The sequence below is a fragment of the Pseudoalteromonas luteoviolacea genome (genome assembly GCF_000814765.1).
GTDB classification, from domain to species: Bacteria; Pseudomonadota; Gammaproteobacteria; order Enterobacterales; family Alteromonadaceae; genus Pseudoalteromonas; species Pseudoalteromonas luteoviolacea_H.
The window spans coordinates 694271-720597 of sequence record NZ_JWIC01000010.1 but is presented as its reverse complement, the minus strand read 5'-3'; the positions used below and the strand labels follow the sequence as shown (position 1 = coordinate 720597).

Annotated in this window: 25 protein-coding genes; 11 read left to right on the top strand and 14 right to left on the bottom strand. The window is 43.0% G+C overall.

What is annotated here, in order from left to right:
- Positions 1-84: 84 nt before the first annotated feature.
- Positions 85-351, bottom strand: a complete 267-nt coding sequence (locus tag JF50_RS24760; protein WP_039611926.1) for a ribbon-helix-helix domain-containing protein — start codon at positions 349-351, stop codon at positions 85-87.
- Positions 352-373: 22 nt separating this feature from the next.
- Here JF50_RS24760 and JF50_RS24755 point away from each other — a divergent pair, with 22 nt between their 5' ends.
- On the top strand, positions 374-760 hold the full coding sequence (locus tag JF50_RS24755; protein ID WP_235423524.1) for a VOC family protein: 387 nt from the start codon (positions 374-376) through the stop codon (positions 758-760).
- Here JF50_RS24755 and recG read toward each other — a convergent pair.
- From recG to asnC, 3 genes are all read right to left on the bottom strand, one after another.
- Entirely contained in the window at positions 757-2841 is a 2085-nt protein-coding gene (gene recG, locus JF50_RS24750; RefSeq protein ID WP_039611925.1) for an ATP-dependent DNA helicase RecG, read from the bottom strand. The two genes, JF50_RS24755 and recG, sit on opposite strands and share 4 nt — an antisense overlap.
- 8 nt (positions 2842-2849) lie before the next feature.
- Complete coding sequence (gene trmH, locus JF50_RS24745; protein ID WP_039611924.1) at positions 2850-3545, bottom strand: tRNA (guanosine(18)-2'-O)-methyltransferase TrmH; 696 nt, start codon at positions 3543-3545, stop codon at positions 2850-2852.
- A gap of 94 nt (positions 3546-3639) precedes the next feature.
- Positions 3640-4098 (bottom strand): transcriptional regulator AsnC, encoded by a 459-nt coding sequence (asnC, locus tag JF50_RS24740; RefSeq protein ID WP_039611923.1) that lies wholly within the window; start codon positions 4096-4098, stop codon positions 3640-3642.
- 178 nt (positions 4099-4276) lie between these two features.
- Between asnC and asnA the strand changes: the two genes are divergently transcribed.
- Positions 4277-5272, top strand: coding sequence for an aspartate--ammonia ligase (gene asnA / locus JF50_RS24735; protein ID WP_039611922.1), 996 nt, complete (start codon positions 4277-4279; stop codon positions 5270-5272).
- Positions 5273-5303: 31 nt separating this feature from the next.
- Here the strand turns inward: asnA and JF50_RS24730 are convergent, their stop codons facing one another.
- The 9 genes from JF50_RS24730 to JF50_RS24695 all read right to left on the bottom strand — a co-directional run bounded on the left by JF50_RS24730 (position 5304) and on the right by JF50_RS24695 (position 15439).
- The gene (locus tag JF50_RS24730; RefSeq protein ID WP_039611921.1) at positions 5304-6914 is read right to left on the bottom strand and encodes a DUF342 domain-containing protein; all 1611 of its coding nucleotides are present in this window, start codon (positions 6912-6914) and stop codon (positions 5304-5306) included.
- Between the two features lie 363 nt (positions 6915-7277).
- Positions 7278-7670 carry a RidA family protein gene (locus JF50_RS24725; RefSeq protein ID WP_039611920.1) on the bottom strand — a complete coding sequence of 131 codons (393 nt, stop codon included), beginning with the start codon at positions 7668-7670 and terminating at the stop codon, positions 7278-7280.
- A gap of 11 nt (positions 7671-7681) precedes the next feature.
- On the bottom strand, positions 7682-9784 hold the full coding sequence (gene spoT / locus JF50_RS24720; RefSeq protein WP_039611919.1) for a bifunctional GTP diphosphokinase/guanosine-3',5'-bis pyrophosphate 3'-pyrophosphohydrolase: 2103 nt from the start codon (positions 9782-9784) through the stop codon (positions 7682-7684).
- Between the two features lie 183 nt (positions 9785-9967).
- Entirely contained in the window at positions 9968-10243 is a 276-nt protein-coding gene (rpoZ, locus tag JF50_RS24715) for a DNA-directed RNA polymerase subunit omega (protein ID WP_039611918.1), read from the bottom strand.
- Positions 10244-10363: 120 nt separating this feature from the next.
- On the bottom strand, positions 10364-10987 hold the full coding sequence (gene gmk / locus JF50_RS24710; protein WP_039611917.1) for a guanylate kinase: 624 nt from the start codon (positions 10985-10987) through the stop codon (positions 10364-10366).
- Positions 10988-11083: 96 nt separating this feature from the next.
- Positions 11084-13096 (bottom strand): methyl-accepting chemotaxis protein, encoded by a 2013-nt coding sequence (locus JF50_RS24705; RefSeq protein ID WP_039611916.1) that lies wholly within the window; start codon positions 13094-13096, stop codon positions 11084-11086.
- A gap of 589 nt (positions 13097-13685) precedes the next feature.
- Entirely contained in the window at positions 13686-13931 is a 246-nt protein-coding gene (locus JF50_RS24700; protein ID WP_039611915.1) for a hypothetical protein, read from the bottom strand.
- Positions 13932-14368: 437 nt separating this feature from the next.
- Positions 14369-14503, bottom strand: a complete 135-nt coding sequence (locus JF50_RS27830; RefSeq protein WP_268747843.1) for a hypothetical protein — start codon at positions 14501-14503, stop codon at positions 14369-14371.
- Between the two features lie 75 nt (positions 14504-14578).
- Positions 14579-15439, bottom strand: a complete 861-nt coding sequence (locus JF50_RS24695; RefSeq protein WP_039611914.1) for a YicC/YloC family endoribonuclease — start codon at positions 15437-15439, stop codon at positions 14579-14581.
- Positions 15440-15592: 153 nt separating this feature from the next.
- On the opposite strand from JF50_RS24695, the gene rph reads away from it, so the two are divergent.
- From rph to trmB, 8 genes are all read left to right on the top strand, one after another.
- Positions 15593-16306 carry a ribonuclease PH gene (rph, locus tag JF50_RS24690; protein WP_023399777.1) on the top strand — a complete coding sequence of 238 codons (714 nt, stop codon included), beginning with the start codon at positions 15593-15595 and terminating at the stop codon, positions 16304-16306.
- 14 nt (positions 16307-16320) lie between these two features.
- Positions 16321-16965 (top strand): orotate phosphoribosyltransferase, encoded by a 645-nt coding sequence (gene pyrE, locus JF50_RS24685; protein ID WP_039611913.1) that lies wholly within the window; start codon positions 16321-16323, stop codon positions 16963-16965.
- A gap of 146 nt (positions 16966-17111) precedes the next feature.
- A complete protein-coding gene (gene mpl / locus JF50_RS24680) occupies positions 17112-18461 on the top strand; it encodes a UDP-N-acetylmuramate:L-alanyl-gamma-D-glutamyl-meso-diaminopimelate ligase (protein ID WP_039611912.1) in 1350 nt (449 codons plus the stop codon).
- A 4-nt stretch (positions 18462-18465) separates the two neighbouring features.
- On the top strand, positions 18466-19083 hold the full coding sequence (locus JF50_RS24675; RefSeq protein ID WP_039611911.1) for a flavin prenyltransferase UbiX: 618 nt from the start codon (positions 18466-18468) through the stop codon (positions 19081-19083).
- Positions 19084-19125: 42 nt separating this feature from the next.
- Positions 19126-20046: an ABC transporter ATP-binding protein gene (locus tag JF50_RS24670; protein WP_039611910.1), complete on the top strand. Its 921-nt coding sequence runs from the start codon at positions 19126-19128 to the stop codon at positions 20044-20046.
- 2 nt (positions 20047-20048) lie between these two features.
- Positions 20049-20816, top strand: coding sequence for an ABC transporter permease (locus JF50_RS24665; protein WP_039612201.1), 768 nt, complete (start codon positions 20049-20051; stop codon positions 20814-20816).
- 138 nt (positions 20817-20954) lie between these two features.
- Positions 20955-21080 carry a hypothetical protein gene (locus tag JF50_RS27825; protein WP_268747842.1) on the top strand — a complete coding sequence of 42 codons (126 nt, stop codon included), beginning with the start codon at positions 20955-20957 and terminating at the stop codon, positions 21078-21080.
- Between the two features lie 688 nt (positions 21081-21768).
- Positions 21769-22443 carry a tRNA (guanine(46)-N(7))-methyltransferase TrmB gene (gene trmB, locus JF50_RS24660; protein WP_039611909.1) on the top strand — a complete coding sequence of 225 codons (675 nt, stop codon included), beginning with the start codon at positions 21769-21771 and terminating at the stop codon, positions 22441-22443.
- On the opposite strand, the gene JF50_RS24655 is transcribed toward trmB, so the two are convergent.
- A complete protein-coding gene (locus JF50_RS24655; RefSeq protein ID WP_039611908.1) occupies positions 22440-24341 on the bottom strand; it encodes a GGDEF domain-containing protein in 1902 nt (633 codons plus the stop codon). The two genes, trmB and JF50_RS24655, sit on opposite strands and share 4 nt — an antisense overlap.
- 297 nt (positions 24342-24638) lie before the next feature.
- Here JF50_RS24655 and panP point away from each other — a divergent pair, with 297 nt between their 5' ends.
- Positions 24639-26270 carry a pyridoxal-dependent aspartate 1-decarboxylase PanP gene (panP, locus tag JF50_RS24650; RefSeq protein WP_039611907.1) on the top strand — a complete coding sequence of 544 codons (1632 nt, stop codon included), beginning with the start codon at positions 24639-24641 and terminating at the stop codon, positions 26268-26270.
- Positions 26271-26327 lie beyond the last annotated feature (57 nt).

Sequence of the window (26327 nt, the reverse complement as noted above, 5' to 3'; positions counted from 1 at the left end):
TAGCCTTTACTAGTAATGTGAAAGAGTTACAAAAATTTTTTGCAAATCCTTTTGTAGTATTAGGTTACTACCTCTTTTGGTGATTCAGTCAGTACAATGCTGTAGATAAGTAAGGCAAGAGATCCTCAGAAGAGACGCCAAGTTATTAACATGGCCATGTTTTTCAATAGACTCTTGATAAAGAGTAGAAATAAAGTGAGCCACACTGATTTGTTCTCGGTCTGCTATTTCTTCAAGTATTTGCCAAACTTTGTTTTCCAATGCCAAGCTCGTGACGACGCCTTGCACGCGAATCGACTTTTTAGTGACTTGGTATAATTCCGGTGTTTGAGATGCGTAGAGTTCGCACATGAAGGAGGCTCCATTGGCTAAAATGATACATTCTATGGTTCGAGTAAAAGACCTGAAACACTCTATTAAATTCTACCATGAATTATTTGAGTTAGAGGTAAAAAGGTCTATAGAGTTCGAAAGCTTCTCCCTAACTTATTTAAGTAATCAAGAGAGTGAATTTGAATTAGAGTTAACTCATAATTTTGATAAAACAGATGGTTATCACTTAGGTGATGGTTATGGGCATTTGGCATTTAGCACTGATAATCTCAAGGCGATTTGGGAGAAAGCACAGTCAAACGGTTATGCTCCGACGGATATTAAGACGCTAAAACAGCTGAATAAACTGGTTGCTAGGTTCTTTTTTGTAACAGATCCCGATGGCTATCAGGTTGAAGTGATAGAGAGCAATGACTTATTTAATTAAGCCATAGCAAACTCACTTCTGTTGCCCATCCAACGCGTGATCAGAGGATCCACAGACGCTTGGTGCTGATTTAACAATGAAAACGCGATACCTCGTATACTGGGCAGCATGTGCTTATCGCGTGTTAAATCGGCAATTTTCAAATCCACCAATCCCGTTTGTTTAGTACCGAGTACTTCACCGGGTCCTCTGATCTCTAAATCTTTTTCAGCGATTATAAAACCGTCATTGCTGTCTCTGAGCACGCCAAGTCGTTTTTGTGCCGTATTAGACAGCGGTGCGTGATATAAGAGTAAGCAATGTGATGCAATTGCGCCACGTCCAACACGGCCCCTGAGTTGGTGCAATTGAGCAAGCCCAAGACGTTCAGGGTTTTCAATTATAATTAAGCTGGCATTCGGAACGTCCACGCCGACCTCTATAACGGTGGTGGCAACGAGTACATGGTAATTACCAGACTTAAAATCAGCCATTATCTGCTGCTTCTCTTGGGCTTTCATGCGGCCATGTACGAGAGCGACTTTTAGCTCAGGTAACAACTTGGTGAGCTGCTGTGCAGTATCTTCCGCTGCTTGGCATTGTAGTACTTCAGACTCATCGATCAGTGTACATACCCAATAAACTTGCCTATTTTGCTCAATACAGGCACTTTTAACGCGTTTAATCACCTCATCTCGGCGAGTATCAGGGACAGCTACCGTGGTAATTGGGGTTCTTCCTGGCGGCAGTTCATCGATCACCGAAGTTTCCAAATCAGCATATGCTGTCATGGCAAGTGTTCGCGGAATAGGGGTGGCCGTCATGACTAATTGATGAGGGTAGCAGTCATCAAATTTTCCCTTTTCTCTGAGTGATAGCCGTTGGTGTACGCCAAATCTATGCTGTTCATCGATAATAATGAGTGCGAGATTAGAAAAGTTAACTTGCTCTTGAAAGAGTGCATGGGTGCCGACCACCATTTGGGCTTGTCCTGAGGCTATTTTTTCGAGTGTTTCTTTACGTTCTTTGCCTTTGGTTTTGCCGCCCAGCCAACAGGTTTCTATATTTAACGCTGTAAACCAGTTGGTAAAATTGAGTGCATGTTGCTCTGACAGGATCTCTGTGGGTGCCATGAGTGCAACTTGATAACCCTGTGAGATTGCTGTTAAAGCACTTAGAGCGGCAACCAGAGTTTTACCAGAACCAACATCTCCTTGCACAAGACGCAACATGGGCTCTGGCTTTTGCAAATCTTGTTTTATCTCACTAACAACTCTGCTTTGTGCATTGGTCGGCTTAAATGGTAACTGTGCTAAAAACTCAGCTTCAATTTGGTTCGTTGGTGGCAATGCGACAGCTTTCACTGCCTGACTTTTTTGTCTGAGCTTTAAAAGGCTTAAGTTTTGTGCGAGCAGCTCTTCAAACGCAAGGCGTTGTTGCGCAGGGTGCTGACCTAACTCTAATTGGCTCAAATCGATATCCTGCGGTGGTGCATGCAGTAGCAAAAGTGCCTCTTTTAGACTGAGTTGATTCGGCCTGAATTGAGCTGGTAAATGATCTTCAATATCATATTTGTGCAGTAACTGAACGGCTTGCTCAGCAATTGCACGTATACTGAGTTGCTTGAGGCCTTCAGTGGTTGAGTAAACAGGGGTGAGTGTGTCTTCTATTGTACTCGTTTCTTGCGTCGCATCTTTGATACTGTATTCAGGGTGCGCCATTTCAAGACCGACGCGACCACGGCGCGCTTCGCCAAAGCAGCGCATAATTTTGCCCGGTTGCATGGCGTTTTTTTGGGCCGCAGAGAAATTAAAAAATCGTAAGGTAAGCCTACCAGTACCATCATTGATCTGGCACATGAGCATACGGCGTTTACCAAATGTGATATTGGCTTGCTCTATCTCTCCCTCTACACTGACGTGCATGTGTGGCATTAATGTGGCGATGGAGTATGTCTTCGCTCGGTCTTCATACCTCAGCGGCAAGTGAAAAAGCATATCTTGAACACTTGCTATGCCTAATTTAGCCAATCGTTCAGCGGCTTTAGGGCCAACACCTTTTAAGTCTGTAATTGGGTAATTAGCTAAATTAGGGCTAGACATAGAAATCCTTACTTTTTACTAAATTTCAACGTGTTCCAAAACGTTTCGTCTGCAATGATCTCACCTTCATCATCTAGTTCAGGGTAAGGGAGGCCTTTTTCATTGCAACGGTTGGCGATAATTGGGTGGCATCCTTCAAATAGCAGCGTGTGTTTTACTTTAGGGTCTAACATATCTTTGCGCTGGTACATACCTGCTTCTTCTCTTTGTCTCTGTGCCTCATAAAGAATGAGTGCTGCGGCAACCGATACATTCAGAGATTGCACCATGCCTGCCATAGGGATCACGATGTGTTGATCGGCATGTTCAAGTGCTCTATCAGAAATACCTAAGCGCTCTTGGCCAACTATCACCGCTGTTGGCTTGGTATAATCGATTTCTCTAAAGTCGACAGCAGTATCACTCAAGTTCGTAGCAAGCAGTTGGATCCCTGGGTTTTGTTCACGAATTTTTGCAACTGCTTGGTCGATATCATCATGCATTTGAGTATCAACCCAGTTTTTACTACCGCCGGAGGTGTTATTAGTTAAGCGTCTTTGATCTTGAGGCCAAACAGCATGAACATAGTGACAGCCCACTGCGTCAGCTGTTCTTACGATTGCGGATAAATTATGGTGTTTGTGCACTTCATCGAGGCACACAGTCAAATCCGTTTGGCGTTGTTCCAATATTCGTTTTACGCGCTGAAAGCGATTTTCTTTCATCAAGGACTGCTCTTAAATACAATATTACGGCGTATTATATCAAAATTATTACTGTATAAGTACACACCTATTTGAGTTGATAGAGTCGGATGTTTTATGGCTGTATTTCTCTCATTATTGGTGCTTGCAGAGAAATCAGCGTCTCAGTTGATTGAATGGCTTCAATAGATTGTATCTTATTGACGAGCACATCATGTAAATGGTCCATTGAACTGCTCAATACTTTGATAAATATACTGTAATTACCTGTCGTGTAATAAGCTTCTACGACCTCTTCAAAAGTTTCTAATTGGGCAATGGTATCTTGATAATCTCTGGCATGTTTGAGGTTGATACCAATAAAGCAGCACACGTCATAGCCAAGCTTTTTAGTGTTAATACACACCTTAGTGCCTTCTATGATCCCTGCTTGTTTCATCTTTTCTACTCTGACGTGAATTGTGCCAGCGCTCACTGAGAAACGTTTGGCTAATTCAGCATAAGGTGTTCTTGCATCATTCATAAGTGCGTGCAAGATGGATTTATCGAGATTATCGATTTGATAATTTTCCATGCTTATTTTTATCTAAAATTATTGTTCCCATAAATATAACCTCAATTTTTTATTGATTAAAGTTGTGTATGTGTATTTTTGTTTTTGAATATTGAATTTTTATCGAAATTTGTTGACGATGGGTATATCAAGTAATTAATACACAAAAAATCATCGACAGTTTGGAATGGGGATCAACATGAAATCACAATACTTAAAAACACAACATCAAATCGCACGCGTTAAAAGCGTTTTCTCAGCACAGCTAACGGAGCAGTTAGGCTTGGTCGAAGTGCAAGCGCCTATACTCGCGAAGGTTGGCGACGGTATTCAAGATAACTTAAGCGGTACAGAAAAAGCGGTATCAGTTAAAGTAAAGACACTCGCTGACAGTGAATTTGAAGTTGTCCATTCTTTAGCAAAATGGAAACGTAAAACGTTAGGCGATTTTGGCTTCGAAGTCGGGGAAGGGTTGTACACGCATATGAAAGCATTGCGCCCAGATGAAGAGCGTTTATCACCAATTCATTCGGTATTTGTAGACCAATGGGATTGGGAAAAAGTGATTTGTGCAGATACACAGAGAAGTCTTGAGACGCTTAAAGAAACCGTACAAACCTTATATAAATGTATTAAGCACACCGAGCAGGTTATTTCACAAGAATATGATATTGAGACATTCTTACCTGAGCAAATCACTTTTGTTCATGCTGAAGAGCTGCGTGCAATGTACCCAGACTTTACCGCAAAGCAACGTGAAAAGGCCATTGCACAAGAGTACGGGGCTGTATTTTTAATTGGGATTGGTGGTGAATTAGGTGACGGCAAGATTCACGATGTACGTGCGCCAGACTATGATGACTGGTCTACAGCTACTTGTGATAAGTATCAGGGCTTAAATGGGGATATCATAGTTTGGAACCCAGCTCTAGAAGATGCCTTTGAGATTTCTTCAATGGGGATCCGCGTATCTCCTGAATCTCTGGCTCATCAACTGCAAATTAGTGATGCACAAGCGCGACTTGAGTTTGATTGGCATAAGGCGTTGTTAGCTGGTGACTTACCACAGACGATTGGTGGCGGTATTGGTCAATCACGCTTAGTTATGTTATTGCTGCAAAAGCAACACATTGCACAAGTTCAGGTAGGCGTATGGCCAGAAGAGCTCAAGCAGTCAATAGAAGGTGTGCTATAAAGCGATCTAAAGGGGGGTGGGCCACCCCCTTTTAAATCTTAAACTCAATTTCAATTTGCCCATCAACTAACTTCGCAGTGCAGGGTGGATAACTGCGATTGGTGGTATAGGTTTTGTCAAAGATATGAAGCTCAACACCTGAGTGCAGTGCCGAAGTCGCCTGCAACTGGGTGCCCCCAAGCAAGTCATGCAAAGTATGATCTAATTCGCTGAGTTTATTTTCAAGTGCTTCAGCTTGTTGGCAATAGTGAGTTTGTGTGGCACTGATCTTTGCCATCAGCACTTTTTTTCTTTCAATATCTTTAAGTTGATCTGCTTTTTCTACCGCCTTTTGTAAGTTTTCCAATTGTTCATCAGTCTCCCCCAGCTCTCGTATACATTGGTCTGTTTTGTGGGTTATTTCTACCCCCGAGTTGGCTAGGTATACAGACATAGTTGCACCTGACGGGCTACCAATTTCTCCGGCCGTCACCGATTGTGCATCGAACACCGTTCCTCCAATGAGCTTGCCGCGAGGGTTATCTTCTAATCCAACTCTAACTGTTTTTAATGCTTTAATATCACAGTGATTCGCTTGTTTTTGAATATAGATATTCCGCGCTTCGAGGTAAGTATATTGACCATGCACAATGTTAATATCGCCGTTGGCAATGAGTTTGCAGGTTAAGCTTTGGTCATTATCACTGTGATCTAGGTGGCCAATTACACCTCCGCGCACTTCAATATTACCTTCACTGATGATTTCTCCGGACTCAACAGTCCCCATTATCGTAATATCGCCGCTGGCTTTTACTTTCATACCTGGCTCTACGTTATGGGTCACAATGACACTGCCGCTAAATTCAATATGACCAGATTTCACATTCACATCTGCGATGGTAAAAATGTCATCTACTCTCATGCCGTTTTGAATGTCAGAAGGACAACCAGCAATGGTCGAGATAAGTTCGAGTGGATTGGTTGGTGAGATCTCTGTGCCTTCGCCAGCCACGAGCTGAAACGACTCTCCGGGCACGGGTGTTATACTGTCACCGGTTACAGTAAAGCCTTCTTTTCCTGGAGAGGCTGGACGCTGAGTGATAAGTAATGTGCCAGGTGAAACACTTGATAACGCACCAAAGTCGCGCATATCTACGGTACCATCTTCTCTTAGTTTTGGCTGTTTCAAGCGTTCTTTCAACGTTAATACATGCGATATAAGCTTGGCGGGGAGGCCATTTTCAGGAGGTCGGCCTTGAGCGATAATACCAGTATGTTGGGAGCCAGGTAATTCATCAAATTGCTTTGCCAGGAGCTTTTCTAGTAGTGCTTGTTTATAACCCCTGCACACCCCTGACTTAATGATGATTTTTTTTGCTTGATCAAGGCTTATCAGGCTACCACCTTGTGCTGTGGTTAATGTCGCCGTAGCTTGCATTTTATCTTCAGAAATTGAGATCTGTAATTGTGCATGTTTTTGCTTTGCGACCAAGAGCTGCTGCTCTGCAACTTCACTTTGAAAATAGGCGGCAATAGAGTCATGATCTACTTCGCAATCGGCATAGGGAGAGCACTCAAGCGCCTCGACAATAAACGCCTGACTGGGTGGCGTAGCAGATGCAACGTCCATTAAAACTTGGCCATTTTTTGTGACTTTAAACACAGACTATTCCTTATAGACCGAGCGACTCTGTAATAGAGCTCGCATTAAACCTTACCCTTTTCATACGCTTCGACAACAGTGTAGGTTTGCCATCAGCGGTTTCTTTCCTGTTATTAGTATGACAGCCAAAAAACAAATAAATTCCAATACTCACTACCCTATTGCAGTGGCTAAAAATTGGCTGTCAAAGTGTGTGTCAATTTTTGTGTTGTGATATCAGCTTGCTTAATTAATAGTATGTAGTCAAGCTGTTAAGATCAAAGTTGAAGAGCTAATTTAAAGAGATTTTTATCAAGTTGAGTAAAATGTGTCGTGAAGAAAGTTTAAAAGGCCTAGTGATTAGGCCTTTTAAACAGGTGTACATTAATTCATTGACGGCAGTTCCATAATACCATCAATTTCAATTTGTACATTTTTTGGCAGTTCTTTGACGCCAATCGCCGCACGCGCAGGGTACGGGGTTTTGAAATACTGGCTCATGATTTCATTTACCGTGGCAAAATTGCTTAAATCGGTCATGAAAATATTCACTTTGACCATATCCTGCAATTGCCCGCCAGCGGCTTCACACACGGCTGTGAGATTTTTAAACACTTGATGTGTTTGTTCAGCAAAATCTTCGGAAATAACTTCCATGGTGTTCGGTACTAATGGGATCTGGCCTGACAGATATACAGCAGTTCCTACTTTGATTGCTTGATTGTAAGTCCCGATTGCGGCTGGCGCTTGATCGGTTGAAATGATCGCTTTGTTCATAATAACTTCCTTTAGCGCTTTCTATATACGCGTTGCACATCTGGCATCACACGTATTTTGCGCATAATATTCGCAACGTGAATTCTATCTTTGACAGTCACGCCTAAGTCAATAATATATAAATTACTTTCTTTTTCTTCAGTGGCGATTTCAACAATATTAGCTTGTGCACTGGCAACGACATTGGTGAGCTTAGCGAGTGCACCTTGGTGGTTGATGATTTCAACCCTCAGCGCTGCGATGTACTCTTTTTCAGGGTTGTCTTCCCACTTTACAACACAGTATTTAGCGCGTTCACCTTCCCAGCCTCTAATATTGCGACATTCTTGCCTGTGAACCATCAAGCCTTTACCTTGGCTGACATAAGCTGCAATAGCATCACCTGGTACAGGTCGACAGCACTTAGCATAGGTAACCAGCATACCCTCAGTACCAATAATCGCAGCTTTGGCTTGCTTGGCTAGACTTTCAAGCCCGTCATCAGCTTGGAGTAGTCGCTTAGCAATCAGCACACTCATAATGTTGCCATTGCCTATCTCAACGAGTAGTTCTAGCAGAGTATTTAGATTGTGCTCTTCTAAAACACGTTCAATCTGTTCTGTTGGAATATCGTCAATTTTCTGCTCTCCAAGAGCGGAATCTAAAAGACGTCTGCCAAGTTGGATGGATTCTTCTTGATGTTGGCTTTTGAGGTAGTTTCGTACACCTAATCGTGCTTTACCGGTGACAATGAAGTTTAACCAAGTGGCATTAGGATGCGCGCCAGAGCTGGTGATAACTTCAACGGTTTGCCCTGTATCAAGCGCTTTACTTAACGGGTAAGGTTTGCGGTTCACTCTCGCTCCAACACAGGTATTACCCACATCCGTATGCACTGCATAAGCAAAGTCAACTGCGGTTGCGCCCATCGGAAGTTCCACGATTCGACCATCAGGGGTAAATACATAAATTTCTTCTGGGAAGAGTTCTGTTTTGACGTTTTCTACAAACTCGAAAGAAGAGCCTGCACTTTGTTGCAGCTCCAATAAGCTTTGCATCCATTGGCGAGCGCGCTGCTGAGCAGTATGACCGGCACTGTCACCAGATTTTTTGTACATCCAGTGCGCTGCGACCCCTTTATCGGCCATATGGTCCATATCATGTGTTCTAATTTGAATTTCGACAGGGATACCGTGTGGACCGACTAATGACGTATGCAATGACTGATAACCATTGGTTTTTGGTACCGCGATGTAGTCTTTAAAGCGAGTCTCAATGGGCTTGTATAGGTTATGCGCAACGCCAAGGACTCGGTAACAGGTATCTATGTTATCGACATTAATGCGGAACGCATAAATATCCATGACTTCGTTGAATAGCAGCTCTTTATTAAGCATTTTTTTATAAATACTATATAGGTGCTTTTCTCGACCTTTAACGGAAGCCGTTATACCGCTTTCTTCTAAACGAGACTCAATCTCGGTCTGAATATTACTGATCACTTCTTTACGATTGCCACGCGCTTTGGCAACTTCTGACTTAAGTGCGCGGTGACGCATAGGGTAAAGCGCTTGAAAGCCTAAGTCTTCTAACTCATTTTTGATATCATGAATACCTAAGCGATTCGCAATGGGCGCGAATATCTCGAGCGTCTCTCTGGCAATTCTGCGGCGCTTTTCAGGCCTTAAAAAGCCCAGAGTACGCATGTTATGAGTTCTGTCTGCAAGTTTAATGAGAATGACACGAATATCTTGCGTCATTGCCATGATCATCTTACGGTAGTTTTCTGCTTGAAACTCTTTTTTATCTTTAAAGTCGAGTTTATCTAATTTACTGACGCCGGCGACGAGTTCGGCAACGGTTTCACCAAATATTTCGGCCAGATCTGCCTGACTAAAATCAGTATCCTCGATGACATCATGCATTAATGCAGCCATGAGCGTTTCATGGTCTAACTTCATGCTGGCCAGTATCTGTGTCACCTCGACAGGGTGAGTGATATAAGGCTCACCGCTAGAACGCGTTTGACCTTCATGTGCTTCACGCGCGACGACATAGGCTTTTTGTACCAGTTCAACATCTTCAGGTGCTAGGTACTCTGAGATTTTTTTCTTGAGGCCTTCAAATAGATACATTCACACTCCAATGTTCCAGTGAAGTTAATAGATAGTTATTATTGAATATACGATGAATTGGCTCGGAAGCCAACGCAAAGGCACGATGCTTTTGCAATATAATGAAAAAAAACGCCAGCTTTGCGCTGGCGTTATATCAAACTTTCTTTAGACTGAGCTTTAAAAGCCGTCTAGAAGTTTATTTTAGCGGTTACCACCAACAATGGCTGCTACTGCTGCAAGCTCAGCGGCCTCTTGGTTTTGCTGCTCTTCACGGTCGATCATGTCTAGAGAGTCTGTAGTTACAAGACCTTCTTCAATTTCACGTAGCGCGATAACGGTAGGCTTATCATTTTCAGCCTCAACCATAGGATCTTTGCCACCAACAGAAATCTGACGAGCGCGACGCGCTGCAACAAGGATTAAATCGAAACGGTTACCAATTTTATCTACTGCATCTTCTACAGTTACGCGAGCCATCGAAGCACTCCAAAAAATTATACATTTAGCAAAGGGCTAGTTTACTTGAAACAGACTACTTCGCCAAGTGAATGGTTAAAATTTATCGTGATTAAGCAATTATCACTTAATTCAGGGAAATTAATCCGCTAACAACTCTTCAATTAATGCTTTGTGACGAGCTTGCTGTGCTGTCGTTTGAAGTCTCGCTGCAATTACAATATGTTCAAGCTCAGTCAGTGCCGTTTCAAAGTCATCATTCACAATGGCATAGTCAAACTCATCATAATGGCTGCTTTCTGATTTTGCTTCAGCCATTCTTGCGGCAATGACTTCTTGAGAATCTTGGCCACGGTTGTTCAAGCGCTGCTCTAACTCGCTTTGAGAAGGAGGCAAGATGAATATGGTTTTGACTTCAGGCATCAGTGCTCTAACTTGTCTAGCGCCTTGCCAATCTATGTCCAAGAATACATCAATACCCTTGTTCAGCTGATCTTCAATGGCCTGCTTTGATGTTCCATAGTAATTTTCAAATACCTGAGCCCACTCAAAGAAATCACCTTTGTCGATCAGCGCTTTAAACTCATCAACCGTAACGAAGTGATAATGTTCGCCGTTGTTTTCGCCAGGGCGAGGAGCGCGTGTTGTGTGTGAGACTGAAACTTTGATATTGGCTTGTTTGTCCAATAGAGCTTTGATCAGGCTTGATTTACCCGCACCTGATGGTGCAGATAAAATAAACAAATTACCGCGAGTCATTGTCATAGTGAAACCTTTGTGTACGCAAAAGGGAGTAATAGAGCCTGTTACTTCCCGTAAAAAGCTCTATTTTAAATCTTTGCGCGCCGAGTTACCAGTTTGCTATCCACGTAGTCTGAATCGACTTACTAAAACAGCTAACTCTTCGGCTTGTTTGTTTAGCTCTTGCGCTGAATGCGCTGCGACTTGTGTATCTTGCAGTGAGCTTTGGCTTGACTGTTCTATTTGCGAAATATCTCGCGCCATTTCGCTGGCAACCACGGATTGCTCTTCAGTTGCCGTCGCAATTGATTGGATCATTGAAGCGATTTCACTGGCTCCGGTGACGATGCCCTCCAGCTGTGTCCCCGCATCTTCTGCCATAGATACACTGTGGTTTACTTGCGCTACGCTGTTTTCCATTGATTTAACGGCATGCTCTGTCTGGGATTGAATGGATTGCACAGTACTGACGACTTCTTCGGTTGCTTTTGATGTACGCTCAGCGAGTGTTCTTACTTCATCTGCAACTACTGCAAAACCGCGCCCTTGCTCTCCTGCACGGGCGGCTTCAATCGCGGCGTTGAGTGCCAACAAGTTAGTTTGTTCAGCAATACTACCAATGACGCCAATAACATTGCCAATTTGGCTACTTAACTCACCCAGGTGAGTCACATTTTCAGCGGTATCTTGCACTTCATTTGAAGCCGATTTAATTTTATCTACCGTGGCTGTCACCGTAGAGCCACCTTCTGATGCGAGATTTCTCGCGCCATCAGCATGGCTTGCTGCAACCTGACTTTGTGAAGCAACTTCCGAAACGGTTGCGCTCATTTGCTCAATAGCAGTGGCAACTTGCGTTGATTGGTCGGCTGATGCTTGGCTGCGAGAGGCTATTTGGTTGTTTGTTTCAGCGATATCATCACTGGACGTTTTAACGTCATTAACCACGTTACTGATGGCTTGCAGCAAGGAGTTCAGTGAATTAGACATCTTATTGGTGGCCTCAGCTAAGCTGTCAATTTCATCTTTCCCCTGATGTGTGAGCAATGGTCTTGAGATATCTCCCTCACTGATCCCTTCAGCAATGGTGAGTACCTGACTCAAGCGGGTCACAATTGAGCGACTGATCACAAAAGCAACCGCGATGGCTATGATGGCCGCAACGAGTGTAATAAGGATGATGATCACCAAAGTGGTGTTGAGCCCTTCAACTAAGAGATCAAGCGCTTTAGTGGCGTCATCTTTTTCTTCTTCGCTTGAGACTTCAAGGATTTCAGACAATTCTATCATTTGGTTAGAGGTGAGCTCGGCAAGCTTTTGTTGGGCCTTAACGTACGCAGTCGAGTCGTAGGTTCGAAAAATCTCTTTTGCTTCACTTTGAATGGTGGCAAACATCTCTTCGATACGCGCGATATCGCGCAATTCGTTAGGCTTTTGTTCAAGTGGCTTTAATAAATTTAGGTAATGTCGAAAGCTCTGTGCATCATCGTTAAAGTCCGCTTCAGCGGCAGGTGCACCCGTTGTGTGGGAGATGATAGCGGCAATCATGTCTCCCCCTTCATCGACCAATTCTAGGTAGTATCTCACACCGGGTAAATCGTCATTTAACGACTCTTGCAGATCGGACGATTTCAAAGCGTCATTAAATTCCTGTTCCTTTAATGAGTCGAGTAAATCCTCCAGAGGTTGTCCCATCTCTGCATCGAGTTTGTCTACCCGCTTTTTGACTTGTTCGTAGGAGCGAGGGTCATACTTGGCAAAAATTTCGTTATTGACATCTCGGTGAAACTTTTCAGCCAGTTCCATGATACGGGCCATTTTGTCCCTGTCTGATTGCTTCGCTGACTCGTATCCATATAATTCTTTTTGCGTGGACTTGAATCGTTCAAACAGCTGGTTAAATTGCCCAACTTTGCTCACATCGCCATTAAGGTATTCAAGTGCTATGTTATTGAGCTGATACTCTAAATGAAGTAGTCGGTTGTACAAGATCATACCAGGCAGGTCATCACCTTTGACTTCAAATGCTCTTGCAGTCTCAGTCGAGACTTTAAACCAAACCACTGTACTGGAAAAAACCATCAGTGCAATGAGGCAACCAAAGGATAAATAAAGCTTTTTACTCAAGTTCATATTGTTACCCAAGAAAGTTGTGTACTCCGAATCCTTGGAATATCAAATTTGCCTACTCAAATTATTAATTAAGGATAAGAAAATTGCGAATTTATGAATTAATTTACCGATTGTTTGTTATATCGGCATAAAAAGGTTCATAAAAGTGTAACAAAGGGAAAAGGTGCAATTTGTTAACTTGCTCGCTAAGCACTGTGGCTTTTCTTGGTGAAGAAGTGGGTAATGGCGTTTTTCTAAATGTTTGTCAGGCTAGGTTGATCGAACCGTTAAGTCATGTGGGCAGTCTGGCAATGAATAATAGGGGTATGAATTAAAAAACCAAGCCAATAGAGGGCTTGGTTGCACGGGTGAACTAGCTCTCGCTATTTGTTACTTTCGGATGCCTAGAATGAAATATCGCTAAAGCGATATATACACAAGTCGCATAGGTGTTAATAAGTGGCATAATTGCCGTGATAATCGCTAATACTTTGCTATATCGGAATTTGTGTGCGACGAAGTAGTTTATGGCAAGGCAAACGAAAACTTGCACAAAAAAAGCCACTGATATGAGGTGTACCTCACCATTTCTAAGCATTTCTAACATAATTTAAGTCCTGTCAATTGGGGTAATGATTACTCTTCCCCTCACTCCTGTTTGTATAACTCTTAACCGAATACCATACTCTGCTGCTTTTTGTATATATTGCTCTAGCTTATGCTGCGATGAAAACTGATACGTACCTTCAATAGATGACCCAGCATCTGGAATACGATTGCCATCAGAGTCTATCGCACTGTGTTTAGTGTACGATAAGCGTAGTTTAGTGCCCGATCTTAAAGTGGCTGCTTTCATGATCAGTTCTGAGCCATCTTCAAATTCAAATAGTAGCTCAATTCCTGCAACAGGATGATAAAATAAGCCACCAAAAATAGAGATTAGTTGCGCAGACCAGTATTTAAGAGAATCATTTTGTTGTGTGGCTTAAATTAAACAGAATGCGAGTTTGGTATGTGGCAGCGATCGTCTTTCAATATTTCAACTATTGCTTAATAGGTTAGATAATTATTTATGAGTTTATAGGCGGGATAGTTTCGAACAGCTAGGGTGCCGACTAATTTTTAAGCGTACTCTTTAAAAACTAGAGCTTATGTACAAGCTGTATGTAGAACAATTGGATAATTGCTTTGATGATATGAGCCATTTAAATGTACAGATAAAGGCCAAAGTTTAAAGGCTCAATTTAATTGACACACTAAGCGCATTTCGGGCAATGGTATCTAAAATGCGACCTAATTTTTGGCTAATCTTTTGCCATTTAATAACATGGCTGATGTTATGGGCGGAGTATTGGTAGGTACATTTGAGGTTATTGGAGTAACCCCGCCAGTGACTTTTTCTAATTGTACCATTTCATTTATTTTCATATTCAATTCCTTGATTTTATAGATAAAGTAGTAAGCCCCACGTGATTTGCAGGGCTTGAATATATTTTAAAAGTATTACTCAATATTCTGGATCTGCTCGCGCATTTGCTCAATCAGAACTTTTAGTTCTACCGCAGCATTGGTGATCTCAGCATTGATAGACTTAGAGGCAAGTGTATTCGACTCACGGTTAAACTCTTGCATCATAAAGTCTAAACGACGGCCGCATGCGCCACCTTTTTTCAAGATTTTATGCGTCTCTTTGACGTGAGATTTTAAGCGGTCTAGCTCTTCGGCAACGTCTTGCTTTTGTGCAAGGTAAATCAGCTCTTGCTCTAAGCGTGATTCATCGATGTCCGTTTGCAGCTCTTCTAGTTTTTGTGTGAGCTTGTCACGCTGCCATTTTGTTACTTCAGGCATGTGGCCTTCAACAACAGCGACTTGTTCAAGAATACTGTCTAGACGCGTGGTGATCATGCTCTCAAGGTTTGCACCTTCAGAGGCTCTTGCTGCTTTAAAGTCTTGTACGACTTCGTCAAAACCGGCAAGTAATGCACTGTTTACTTCATCTAAATCGACTTCTTCAGCTTCCATCACGCCAGGCCAGCGCAGGATTTCAGTCGGGTTGATGTCGCCACCGCTAATAGATTGCACCCATTTAGCATTTTCTAAAATTTGTTTGGCTAGGGTTTCGTTAATAGACAGCTGACCAACGTGAGCTGGATTTGCTGCAAATTTTAAATAGACTTCTACTTTGCCTCGTTGCAGTTGCTTACGAAGGCGTTCACGTACTACTGGCTCTAATGCCCTGAATTGCTCCGGCGCGCGGATAAATGTTTCGAGATAACGTTGATTGACTGAGCGGATCTCCCAAACCCCAGTGCCCCAATCGCCTTTTACCTCTTTTCGAGCGTAGGCGGTCATACTATGGATCATATAAAGTTCCTATTTAATTAAGTTTGCGACGCCATTATAGCCTAAGAAAAACGCTGCTCGATAGGTAAAGCTAAGATTTCTTTTGGTATTGCGTGGCATAGCGCAAAGGATCCCTTTATAATATTGCGAAACTTTGATGATAGGGGAACGTGGATGCGTCCAAGCGAAAGAACTGCAAATCAGATTAGACCTGTAACATTTACCCGTAACTATACAATGCACGCTGAAGGCTCAGTGCTTGTAGAGTTTGGTAATACAAAAGTGCTGTGTACAGCAACTGTGGAAGCGGGCGTACCGCGCTTTATGAAAGGACAGGGTAAAGGTTGGATCACTGCAGAGTATGGTATGCTTCCTCGCTCTACTCACACTCGTAATGGCCGCGAAGCTGCAAAAGGCAAGCAAGGTGGACGTACGATGGAAATTCAACGCCTTATCGCACGTGCGCTTCGTGCTGCGGTTGACCTATCGGCGTTAGGTGAGAACACCATTACAATTGACTGTGATGTGCTGCAAGCAGACGGTGGTACACGTACGGCATCAATCAGCGGTGCATGTGTGGCTTTGGTTGACGCACTGACGCACATGCGTGCAAAAGGCATGATCAATGCAAACCCACTTAAGTTCATGATTGCCGCCATTTCTGTTGGTGTATACAACGGTGAAGCGATCAGCGACTTAGAGTACCTTGAAGATTCAGAAGCCGAAACTGACATGAACGTGATCATGACAGAAACAGGTAAGCTGATTGAAGTGCAAGGTACTGCTGAAGGCGAACCTTTCTCATTCGAAGAGCTTGACGAGTTGCTGGCATTAGCCAAGCATTCAATTCGTGAGATCATCGATATTCAAAAACAAGCATTAGCGTAAACAGTAGGTGAGTTATGAAACAGTATCAAAAAGATTTTATTGAATTTGCGCTGGAAAAGCAGGTACTAAAGTTTGGTGAGTTTACGCTTAAATCAGGTCGTACTAGCCCTTACTTCTTTAATGCTGGCTTATTTAACACGGGTCGTGACCTTGCGCGTTTAGGTCGTTTTTATGCAGCAGCACTAGAAGATGCGGGCATTGCTTATGACGTGTTATTTGGCCCTGCCTATAAAGGCATTCCAATTGCGACAACAACTGCGGTTGCACTGGCTGATCACCATGACAAAGACGTGCCTTACTGCTTTAATCGTAAAGAGAAAAAGCAGCACGGTGAAGGCGGAAACCTCGTTGGTTCTGAGCTTAAAGGCCGTATTATGTTGGTTGATGATGTGATCACAGCTGGTACTGCAATCCGTGAGTCAATGGAAATTATTAAGGCGAATGAAGCAGACTTAGCTGGTGTGTTGATTGCCCTTGACCGTCAGGAAAAAGGCAAAGGTGAGCTTTCTGCAATTCAAGAAGTAGAGCGTGACTTTGGCACAGAAGTGGTGTCGATTGTTAAGCTTGCTGATCTCATTACTTACCTAGAGCAACAAGGTAGCGCGTCTGAACATCTAGCGACAGTCAAAGCGTACCGTGACCAATACGGTGTTGCTTAAGTTGTGACTGAATTAAGTCTTGACTAAAAATACCAGCCAACAGGCTGGTATTTTTTTGTCTGTGCAAAAGTGTTTTGCGTACAAAGTCAGCCTAGGCTCATTGGAGTATGTTACTCTAGGGGCAACTTTCATAACTAGCTGAACTTATGCATATTCATATTCTTGGGATCTGCGGCACCTTTATGGGGGGCATTGCAGCCATCGCACAATCTTTGGGCCATAAAGTCACAGGCTCAGATCAAAACGTTTACCCGCCAATGAGTACCCAACTTGAATCTTTGGGGATTGAATTAACGCAAGGTTATGATCCTGCTCAGTTAGAGCCAAGGCCAGACGTGGTTGTGATAGGCAATGCAATGAGTCGCGGCAACCCTTGTGTAGAGTATGTGTTAGAGAAAGGCTTGCCGTATACATCTGGACCTGAGTGGTTAAAACAGCATGTGTTGCAAGATGCTTGGGTACTCGCTGTTGCTGGCACACATGGCAAAACCACCACAGCCAGTATGCTCGCTTGGTTGCTTGAATATGCAGGCCTTAAACCTGGCTTTTTAATCGGTGGAATTGTGCAAAATTTTGGCTTGTCTGCTCGGGTGACCGATACGCCATTTTTTGTTATCGAAGCCGATGAATATGACACCGCATTTTTTGATAAGCGCAGCAAGTTTGTCCATTATCTACCTCGCACATTAATCCTGAATAACCTTGAGTTTGACCATGCCGATATTTTTGCTGATTTAAATGCCATCCAAACCCAGTTCCACCATTTGATCAGAACCCTGCCTGGGCAGGGGAAAGCGATTTATCCAGCACAAGATAGTGCAATAAACGAGGTGCTTGAGCGTGGTTTTTGGAGTCAAAAAGAATCGCTCGGTGGGGATTGGTCGTATCAATTAATCGCGCCAGATGGCAGCCGCTTTAACGTGCTGCTGCAGGGTGAAGAAGTTGGTGAGGTAAACTGGTCTGCCATTGGTGAACACAATGTGAAAAACGCCATTATGGCCATTGCTGCTGCCCGTCATGTCGGGATCCCTGTTGAGGTAAGCATTGAAGCACTGCAAACTTTCAAGTCGCCAAAACGTCGCATGGAACTCAAAGCCGAAATTGGTGGGGTGAGTGTATATGATGACTTTGCACATCATCCAACTGCGATTGAAACGACGCTTGCAGGGCTTCGTGCCAAGGTGGGCAGTGATGAAATCATTGCTATTTTGGAGCCGCGTTCAAATACCATGAAAATGGGTGTGCACCAAGATACGTTAATGAATGCGCTTGGCGCCGCTGATGAAGCTTTAGTCTATGAGCCACAAGGCCTTTCGTGGTCTTTAAAAGAAGCGGCAGTAAAAGCGGGTCGCCAATGTTTTGCGAGTACAGATGATATTATTAAGTACGTCACTTCGCAGGCCAAGCCAAATCAGCATATTTTAATTATGAGTAACGGTGGGTTTAATGGCATTCATGATGCCCTTACTGCCGAGCTTAAAAAGGTAATGTCATAAACCTATGTCACAATTTAAAGATCCAATTACGTTAGCATTTAGCGGCGCATCGGGTGCGCCATATGGCCTACGTTTGTTAGAAGTTTTGGTTGCACTGGATTATCAAGTCTTTGTGCTTATCTCCAGCGCCGCGCGCGTGGTACTGGATACTGAGTCCAACGTTAAACTCTCTGGTAATGAAGCTAAAGCCACTGAACAACTCAGTGCGTTATGTAAAGCCAAAGAAGGTCAAATTCAAGTCTTTGGGAAAGACAACTGGTTTAGTCCCGTTGCATCCGGTTCGGCCGCACCAAAGAGAATGGTGGTATGTCCCTGCAGTGCAGGCAGTGTCTCAGCGATTGCACTGGGTGCATCGGATAACTTGCTTGAGCGTGCAGCGGATGTGGTGATCAAAGAGCGTGGGCAGTTAATATTGGTGCCACGAGAGACGCCATTTAGCCCGATCCACTTGGAAAACATGCTCAAGCTGAGTCAATTGGGCGTCACGATTATGCCTGCTGCGCCGGGCTTTTATCATCAACCACAGTCAATCGAGGATCTGGTTGATTTTATGGTGGCACGGATTTTAGACCATCTAAACATCGAACATAATCTGGCAAAACGCTGGGGATATGGCGACTAAATTGTTTGAAAACACATTATGGGGATTGGGGATCCGAAATACATGACAACTGCATTAAGTATAAAAGGCTTAAAAAAAGTCTATAAAAACGGTGTTGAAGCCGTTAAAGGGATAGATTTAGAGGTACAAGAAGGAGATTTCTTCGCATTGTTAGGCCCAAATGGGGCGGGCAAGTCGACAACAATTGGGGTTATTGCCTCTTTAGTGAATAAAACCCAAGGCGAGGTCAGTGTTTTTGGCCACTCAATTGATACCGCATTAGAAGAGGCGAAATCTGAGCTCGGCTTAGTCCCTCAGGAGTTCAACTTTAGTCAGTTTGAGACGCTGAACCAAATTTTGGTGAATCAAGCTGGCTACTATGGTGTGCCTCGCCAAGTTGCACATCAGCGCGCCGAGAAATACCTTAAGCAGCTCGGCCTGTTTGATAAAAAAGACAAGCAAGCACGTACCTTATCTGGTGGTATGAAACGCCGCTTAATGATTGCCCGTGCACTGATGCATGAGCCAAAGCTACTGATATTGGATGAGCCGACTGCGGGTGTGGACATAGAGCTAAGACGCTCGATGTGGGATTTCTTGCGTGAAATTAACAGCCAAGGTGTGACCATTATCTTAACGACTCACTATTTAGAAGAGGCTGAGTTATTGTGTCGTAATATCGCCATTATTGACAAAGGGGTCATTGTTGAGCACACAACGATAAAAGCCTTGTTAGCGAAACTAGATAAAGAAACCTTTATCTTAGACCTACAAGCTCCCATCAAACCTGTATCACTGTCAGGGTACCAGTTTACCTGGATTGATGACCACACGCTTGAAGTCGAAGTGGAAAAGTCACAAGGACTTAACGGTGTCTTTGCGCAATTGAGCGAGCAGGGCAATACAGTGTTAAGTATGCGTAATAAAGCGAATCGCTTAGAGGAACTATTTGTGGGGTTATTAGAGCAGGGGCGTAAGCAATGAGTATATTAAAATACCGTGTTGCACTGAAAAGTATTTGGATCAAAGAGTGCATACGCTTTTTGCGCATTTGGGTGCAAACCTTAGTCCCGCCAGCCATTACGATGACACTTTACTTTATCATTTTTGGTAGTTTGATTGGATCGCGCATAGGTGAAATGGGCGGCTTTGGTTACATGGAGTTTATTGTGCCGGGTCTAATTATGATGTCGGTGATCACCAACTCCTATTCAAATGTGGCGTCTAGCTTTTACTCAACAAAGTTTCAAAAGAGTATTGAAGAGTTACTGGTTGCACCCGTACCCAACTATGTGATTGTACTCGGTTACATGGGGGGCGGCATGGCTCGTGGCATGCTGGTGGGCTTAATTGTCAGCTTGGTCAGTTTGTTCTTTGTGGATATTCAAATTCACAATATCGCAGTGATTGTGGCCACTGTGGTGCTCACCTCCGCTGTGTTTGCACTTGGCGGTTTGATCAACGCCGTGTATGCAAACAGTTTCGATGATATCAGTATTATTCCGACCTTTGTGCTAACGCCGTTGACGTATTTGGGTGGGGTATTCTACTCGATTAAGTTGCTCCCTGAGTTTTGGCAAGGGGTTTCGCAAATCAACCCAATCATCTATATGGTTAACGCGTTCAGGTATGGCTTCTTAGGTGTATCCGACGTCAATATCTATGTTGCATTTGGTGTGCTTATTGGTTTTATTACGGTGCTATTTACGATAGCGCTGACACTGATAAAGCGTGGTGTCGGACTGAGACACTAAGTTATCTCTAGGGCACAGTCCAAAATAGGGCTGTGCTCTACTTTTTCATCTATCACATGCCACTCGTGCATGTGGCTTTCACTCTGCTTTACTGTGCCAATAAGTGCTCTACAACAGCTTTTATGGCTAGGCTATATCATGATATTACTGTGTTTTATTGATTTTAGAATAACGGTTATGCAGTTAAGTATTGTCGATGATGGCACGGTCACTGGCAAAACGGCTGGTTACCACAGAAGTTTATTCTCCGAGTTAGCTTTTTAACTATCTGATTAGTAATATTATCTATCACTTTTTTAGATGGATTTCTCACATTGTTCCCATAGTTTGGATTGTATATTATTCAGTATTTATGAGTGCACTTTGAGCGCTCAAGTTGCGTGCTGGATAATTTTTTTAAATTTTTTTAGGGTCAGTGTGTTTTTTTGATATTTTCACGGTTTACCTATTATGTGTACATTTTTGAGTTTTAAAAAGGAAAGTTATGAAACTTAAAATCAATAAAAAACGTGACGTCTTTATCTCTAAATACTAAGAGTGTTGCTTTTGAACAGACTGTTCCCGTTGCTGGTGGTACCGTTGATTTACAGGCGGCGTTCACTGTCAAAACTTAAACGCTGGTCCTTATATTTGTGGCGATCTATGACCGTACACAGATAGACACGAATTGCCATATATTGAGTAGAATCCAATTGGCAATGATGAGATAGCTAGGCTGACGCACAAAGAGCGGATTTACCGGACTTTGTGATGGCTTCCCCACCTAGTTGTATCGAGCCGACAAACGCTGTTTGTCGGCTTTTTTGTGTTAATGATAACACTACGCACCTTTTGCACAGTATCTAAGTCGTATTCAAGGTTGTTCACCTGCTAAGGCTTTTTATCTTTTACTATTTACTTTGCTCTACAAGCTTTTAAAATTGCTCCATTCAAAAGTAATTTGACGAGTAATATGGCCGACGCAAACTCTCGGAGTATCACCACAAACCAGAATGGCTTGCATGAAAAGCTAGATGACATAGTGCTAAAACACCTCAATGCAGAGTTCAAAAAGCCCATTGCTGAACACACATTACGAGCATTTAATGAGGTAAACGAGAAAGTTCAGGCTTTCTCAGGCCCGATTGTATTAGACTCTTGCTGCGGCGTGGGGGAAAGTACTGCAAACTTGGCACAGCGTCACCCTGATGCCCTAGTAATTGGTATCGATAAGTCATCCCATAGACTTGATAAACATGACGTAGAATATAAGCAAGATGAGCATGGTCAGTATATTTTGGTGCAGGCTGATCTTAATGACTTCTGGCGATTAGCCTATCAAGCGAATTGGCAGCCAAGTCATCATTATTTGCTATATCCAAATCCATGGCCAAAAGCAAAGCATATTCAAAGGCGCTGGCATGGCGCGGCAGTATTTCCATTTATTGTCAAACTGGGCGGTGTGTTAGAAGTACGAAGTAATTGGTCGACGTATGTTGAAGAGTTTTCTAGGGCTTTGCAGTTAGCAGGTGTTAGAGCTGATTGTGAAGCATATGAAAGTGAACAGGCTATCACGCCATTTGAACGCAAGTACTGGGCAAGTGGCCAAGCCAGTACTCGCTTAGTAGTCACTTTACCGTACGCTTAAAGTGCCTGTGGTGTTTCATTAAGCATAGTACGTGTGGAGCTTTCCTTGATATGTGGCGCTGCGGCGCCAATGTAATCCCCTTCAAATAAAGTGATGTGTGTATCGGCTAACTGCTCTAGCTGCGCTTTGCACTTAATTCCTGACACAATTAATGCGATTTGACTGTTTTTACACTGCTCACCAATGTGCTTAATAAGCCCTTTAACCTGAGGGTTATCTGCCAACTGCTCTATGAGTTTTTCATCTAATTTAACTGCGTTAATGGACATTTTTAGCACGCGACTAATGGTAAGCAGACCGCTATTACGCGAATTAACTAAAATGTTAACACCTTTAGCGCGGAGTATACTGATAATTGCGGTCATATCATTAAACTGACTTATCAGCGCTTGTTCATCTAACTCGAACGTGATGAGGTTTGGTTGCGGGTAACGATTGATAGCTTGGGTAATACATTCCATCATTTGCGGGTCTCGCAAATCTTGCGGGGTGAGTGCTAGGCTCCAAGCAACATTTGTTTTTCTAAACTGCGCCACACACAGTTCGAGCATTTGTTTTGTCAATTGCGAGTTAAGTCGCGAATGCTTGATTACTTCTCCAAATGCTTGTGATTTTAATATTACGCCCTGTTCAGTCAGCACCCTTGGGGCACAGTGATATTGCACAACCTTTTGTTCTTTAATACTGGCTCTTGGCGTGAAGTAAGGAATGATCCTATGTTGGTCAAAGGCGCTTTGCACAGTCTTTGCGATGGCTAAATTAGACTCCTGAAGCAGTTTAGTTTTTTGTGTTTGCTGTCCATAAATATACGTTGTTTGATGCAGTTGTTGCGCCTGTCGACAGGCGATAAAGGCATTTTCAAGTAATAAGCCTTTATTGCCGCGGGCAATGCCAGCTTTGAGTTGAATATACAACAGGGGTTCATTGAGAATAGGTCTTGAAAAGGGGAACTCAGAGATTAAGTTGTTGAGGTAGTGTTCTCCATTGGGCGTGTCACACAATAAAACTAATTTAGAGGTGGCCAATCGATAGACTTTAAAAGGCGTTGTTAAGTTTTGGAAATAGCGCATCACGTTTTGAATGACTTTATCGCCAACGCCAGCACCGTAAAAACTGATAATCTCTTCTAACTCGCAAATTGAAATAATCGCAAGGCTTAAGTGTGCTCTTTTCGCATTGGCTAAGTCTTGTTCCAAGGCTAAGCGATTTGCAAATCCTGTACGTGCATCGGTCGTCAGTGTGCGGCGATAAACGAGTATATAGGTTCCCGCAACCAGCAAAGCGATACAAAAGAAAAAGCTCGCAGATAGGACTGCTTGGGTAACGTTATCCTGCAATTGGCTTTCTATGTGAGAAATCGTGATATCCGCGCCTGTTAGGTAAATTTGACCATTAGGTGTAATATGTGGGACGAAAATGGTTTTAAAATGTCCCCATTTATCTGTAGATATCTCAAATACTTCAGTAGTTGAACGAAAAGCCCCCTTGTTGCTGGTTGTCGCTTCTTCATATATATCTTTGAATTGAGTTAAATGACCTTTGGCAACATCTTCAATGGTATAGCTTGAGGCGGTAAAACGCACATGTGGAGAGTCGTAAATCATTGCATATATGTATTCGACCCCCACTGATTGCGCCAACTTAGTGAGTTGTTCGCTTCGAGCCTTAAATTCTTGTGTTGATAAATCTGTTAAGCTGTCGTGATAAGCTGGTCCGACGAATAAATTTGCGCTGTGAGCAGCGATGCGCAGCTTATTATCAATGTCATCCATGATGACCGCTTTACTGCTTTGGTATGTGTAGTACACATAGCCTGCGAGGGATATCACAAAGGTGAGAAAACCAACGAGCACCCATGTTAAGGACAGGGTGCGGTGAGCAAAATTCCATTTATTCATTATTGCAGTTCCGATTGCTTATTCGTTAAATAATATTACAAATTTTATATCTTTGATGCAGAGTTTACAAAGTTTTTAGTAAACTGCGCGTGTTTTTTGTTCCGAAAAACTTTTATTTCGGCGGTTTATGGAGAAAATAGCGGACCAGCTTATTTTTTTACACCGCATTTAAAGACTTTCTGGCAACTTTAAAGTAGAGTTAGTGATTTCGTAATAAATTAGTAAGGTAGATGTGTCTGTTAGGCTAGATGTCAGCGCATCAGCACTTATCTACTCTATTTGTGATTGGGAATAACAATGGGTCCAAAGCGTTGTGCAGTCGCTTCTGAAGAAAGCTTGATGCGAATATTTACCGTACCGGAAGCTCCTGGCTCTACACTCAGTAAAATTGAACAAGAGATCTCTCATAATCTAGCGGGTTTTTTGAACGAAAATATTGCAGCGATTGAAAAACCCCTACATGAGATAGAGAAAGATTTTCAGTCGGCAGCGATCCCTGAAGAGCCAACGTTCGTGTCTGACTATGCTCAGGATATAATGGAGCAATTAGTCGCACATTCAGTTCATACCGCGTCGCCAAGCTTTATTGGTCATATGACATCGGCATTGCCGCACTTTTTGTTGCCGCTATCTAAGCTTATGGTTGGGCTAAACCAAAACTTGGTAAAAATTGAAACGTCGAAAGCATTTACACCACTTGAACGTCAAGTTTTGGGCATGATGCACCATTTGACATATGGACAAGATGAAAGCTTTTATCAAAAGTGGATGCACAGCGCTAAGAATGCGCTCGGTGCGTTTTGTTCTGGTGGTACCATTGCCAACATTACCGCATTATGGATAGCACGAAATCGCTTACTGAAACCAGAAGGTGATTTTAAGGGAATTTCTTCTCAGGGCATGTTTGCGGCAATGATGCATTATGGTTATAAAGGGTTAGCTGTACTGGTATCAGAGCGGGGTCATTACTCTCTAGGCAAAGCAGCCGATGTACTCGGTATTGGGCGTGATAATTTCATCGCAGTTCGCACCAACCAAGACAATAAGGTTGATATGCATGCCATGCGTGAGACCGCACTTGAGCTTGAGGCCAAAGGGATTAAGGTGATGGCGATTGTGGGTGTCGCAGGCACAACTGAGACCGGTAGTATTGATCCTTTAAATGATATGGCTGACTTGTGTAAAGAGCTTGGTTGTCACTTTCATGTTGATGCAGCTTGGGGTGGTGCGACATTGCTGTCTAATACATATAGACATCTTCTATCAGGGATTGAAAAAGCAGACTCAGTGACCATTGATGCACACAAGCAAATGTATGTGCCAATGGGTGCAGGTATCGTGTTGTTTAAAGACCCTACCGCGACAGATGTGATAGAGCATCATGCTGAATATATATTGCGTAAAGGGTCGAAAGATTTAGGCAGTCATACACTTGAAGGCAGTCGCCCAGGTATGGCGATGTTAGTGCATGCATGTTTACAAGTAATTGGTCGCAAAGGCTATGAAATGCTGATTGACCACAGTATTGAAAAAGCCCATTATTTTGCACATTTGATTTCTGAGCAAGATGATTTTGAGCTCATCTCTCAGCCTGAGTTATGTCTACTAACGTATCGTTATGTGCCTAGAGAAGTGAAACAAGCTTTACAAGTCGCGGATGAGCAAGAGAAACTGGATATTTATGCTGCATTAAACCGCCTCACAGCCAGTATGCAAAAGCGGCAGCGTGAAACAGGTCGCTCTTTTGTATCAAGGACGCGTTTGACACCAAAGCAATATGATAATCAACCGACCGTTGTGTTTCGGGTTGTTTTGGCAAACCCTTTGACGTCTTATCAAATGCTGAATGATATTTTGGAAGAGCAAAGAGACATGGCCCAGCATGACCCTGTTCTGAAAAAGTATTTGAGTAAATATCTATCTAAATAAACAAGGAGCCAACTGGCTCCTTTTTTATTTAGATGGGTAATAACCGTCTGAATCTAC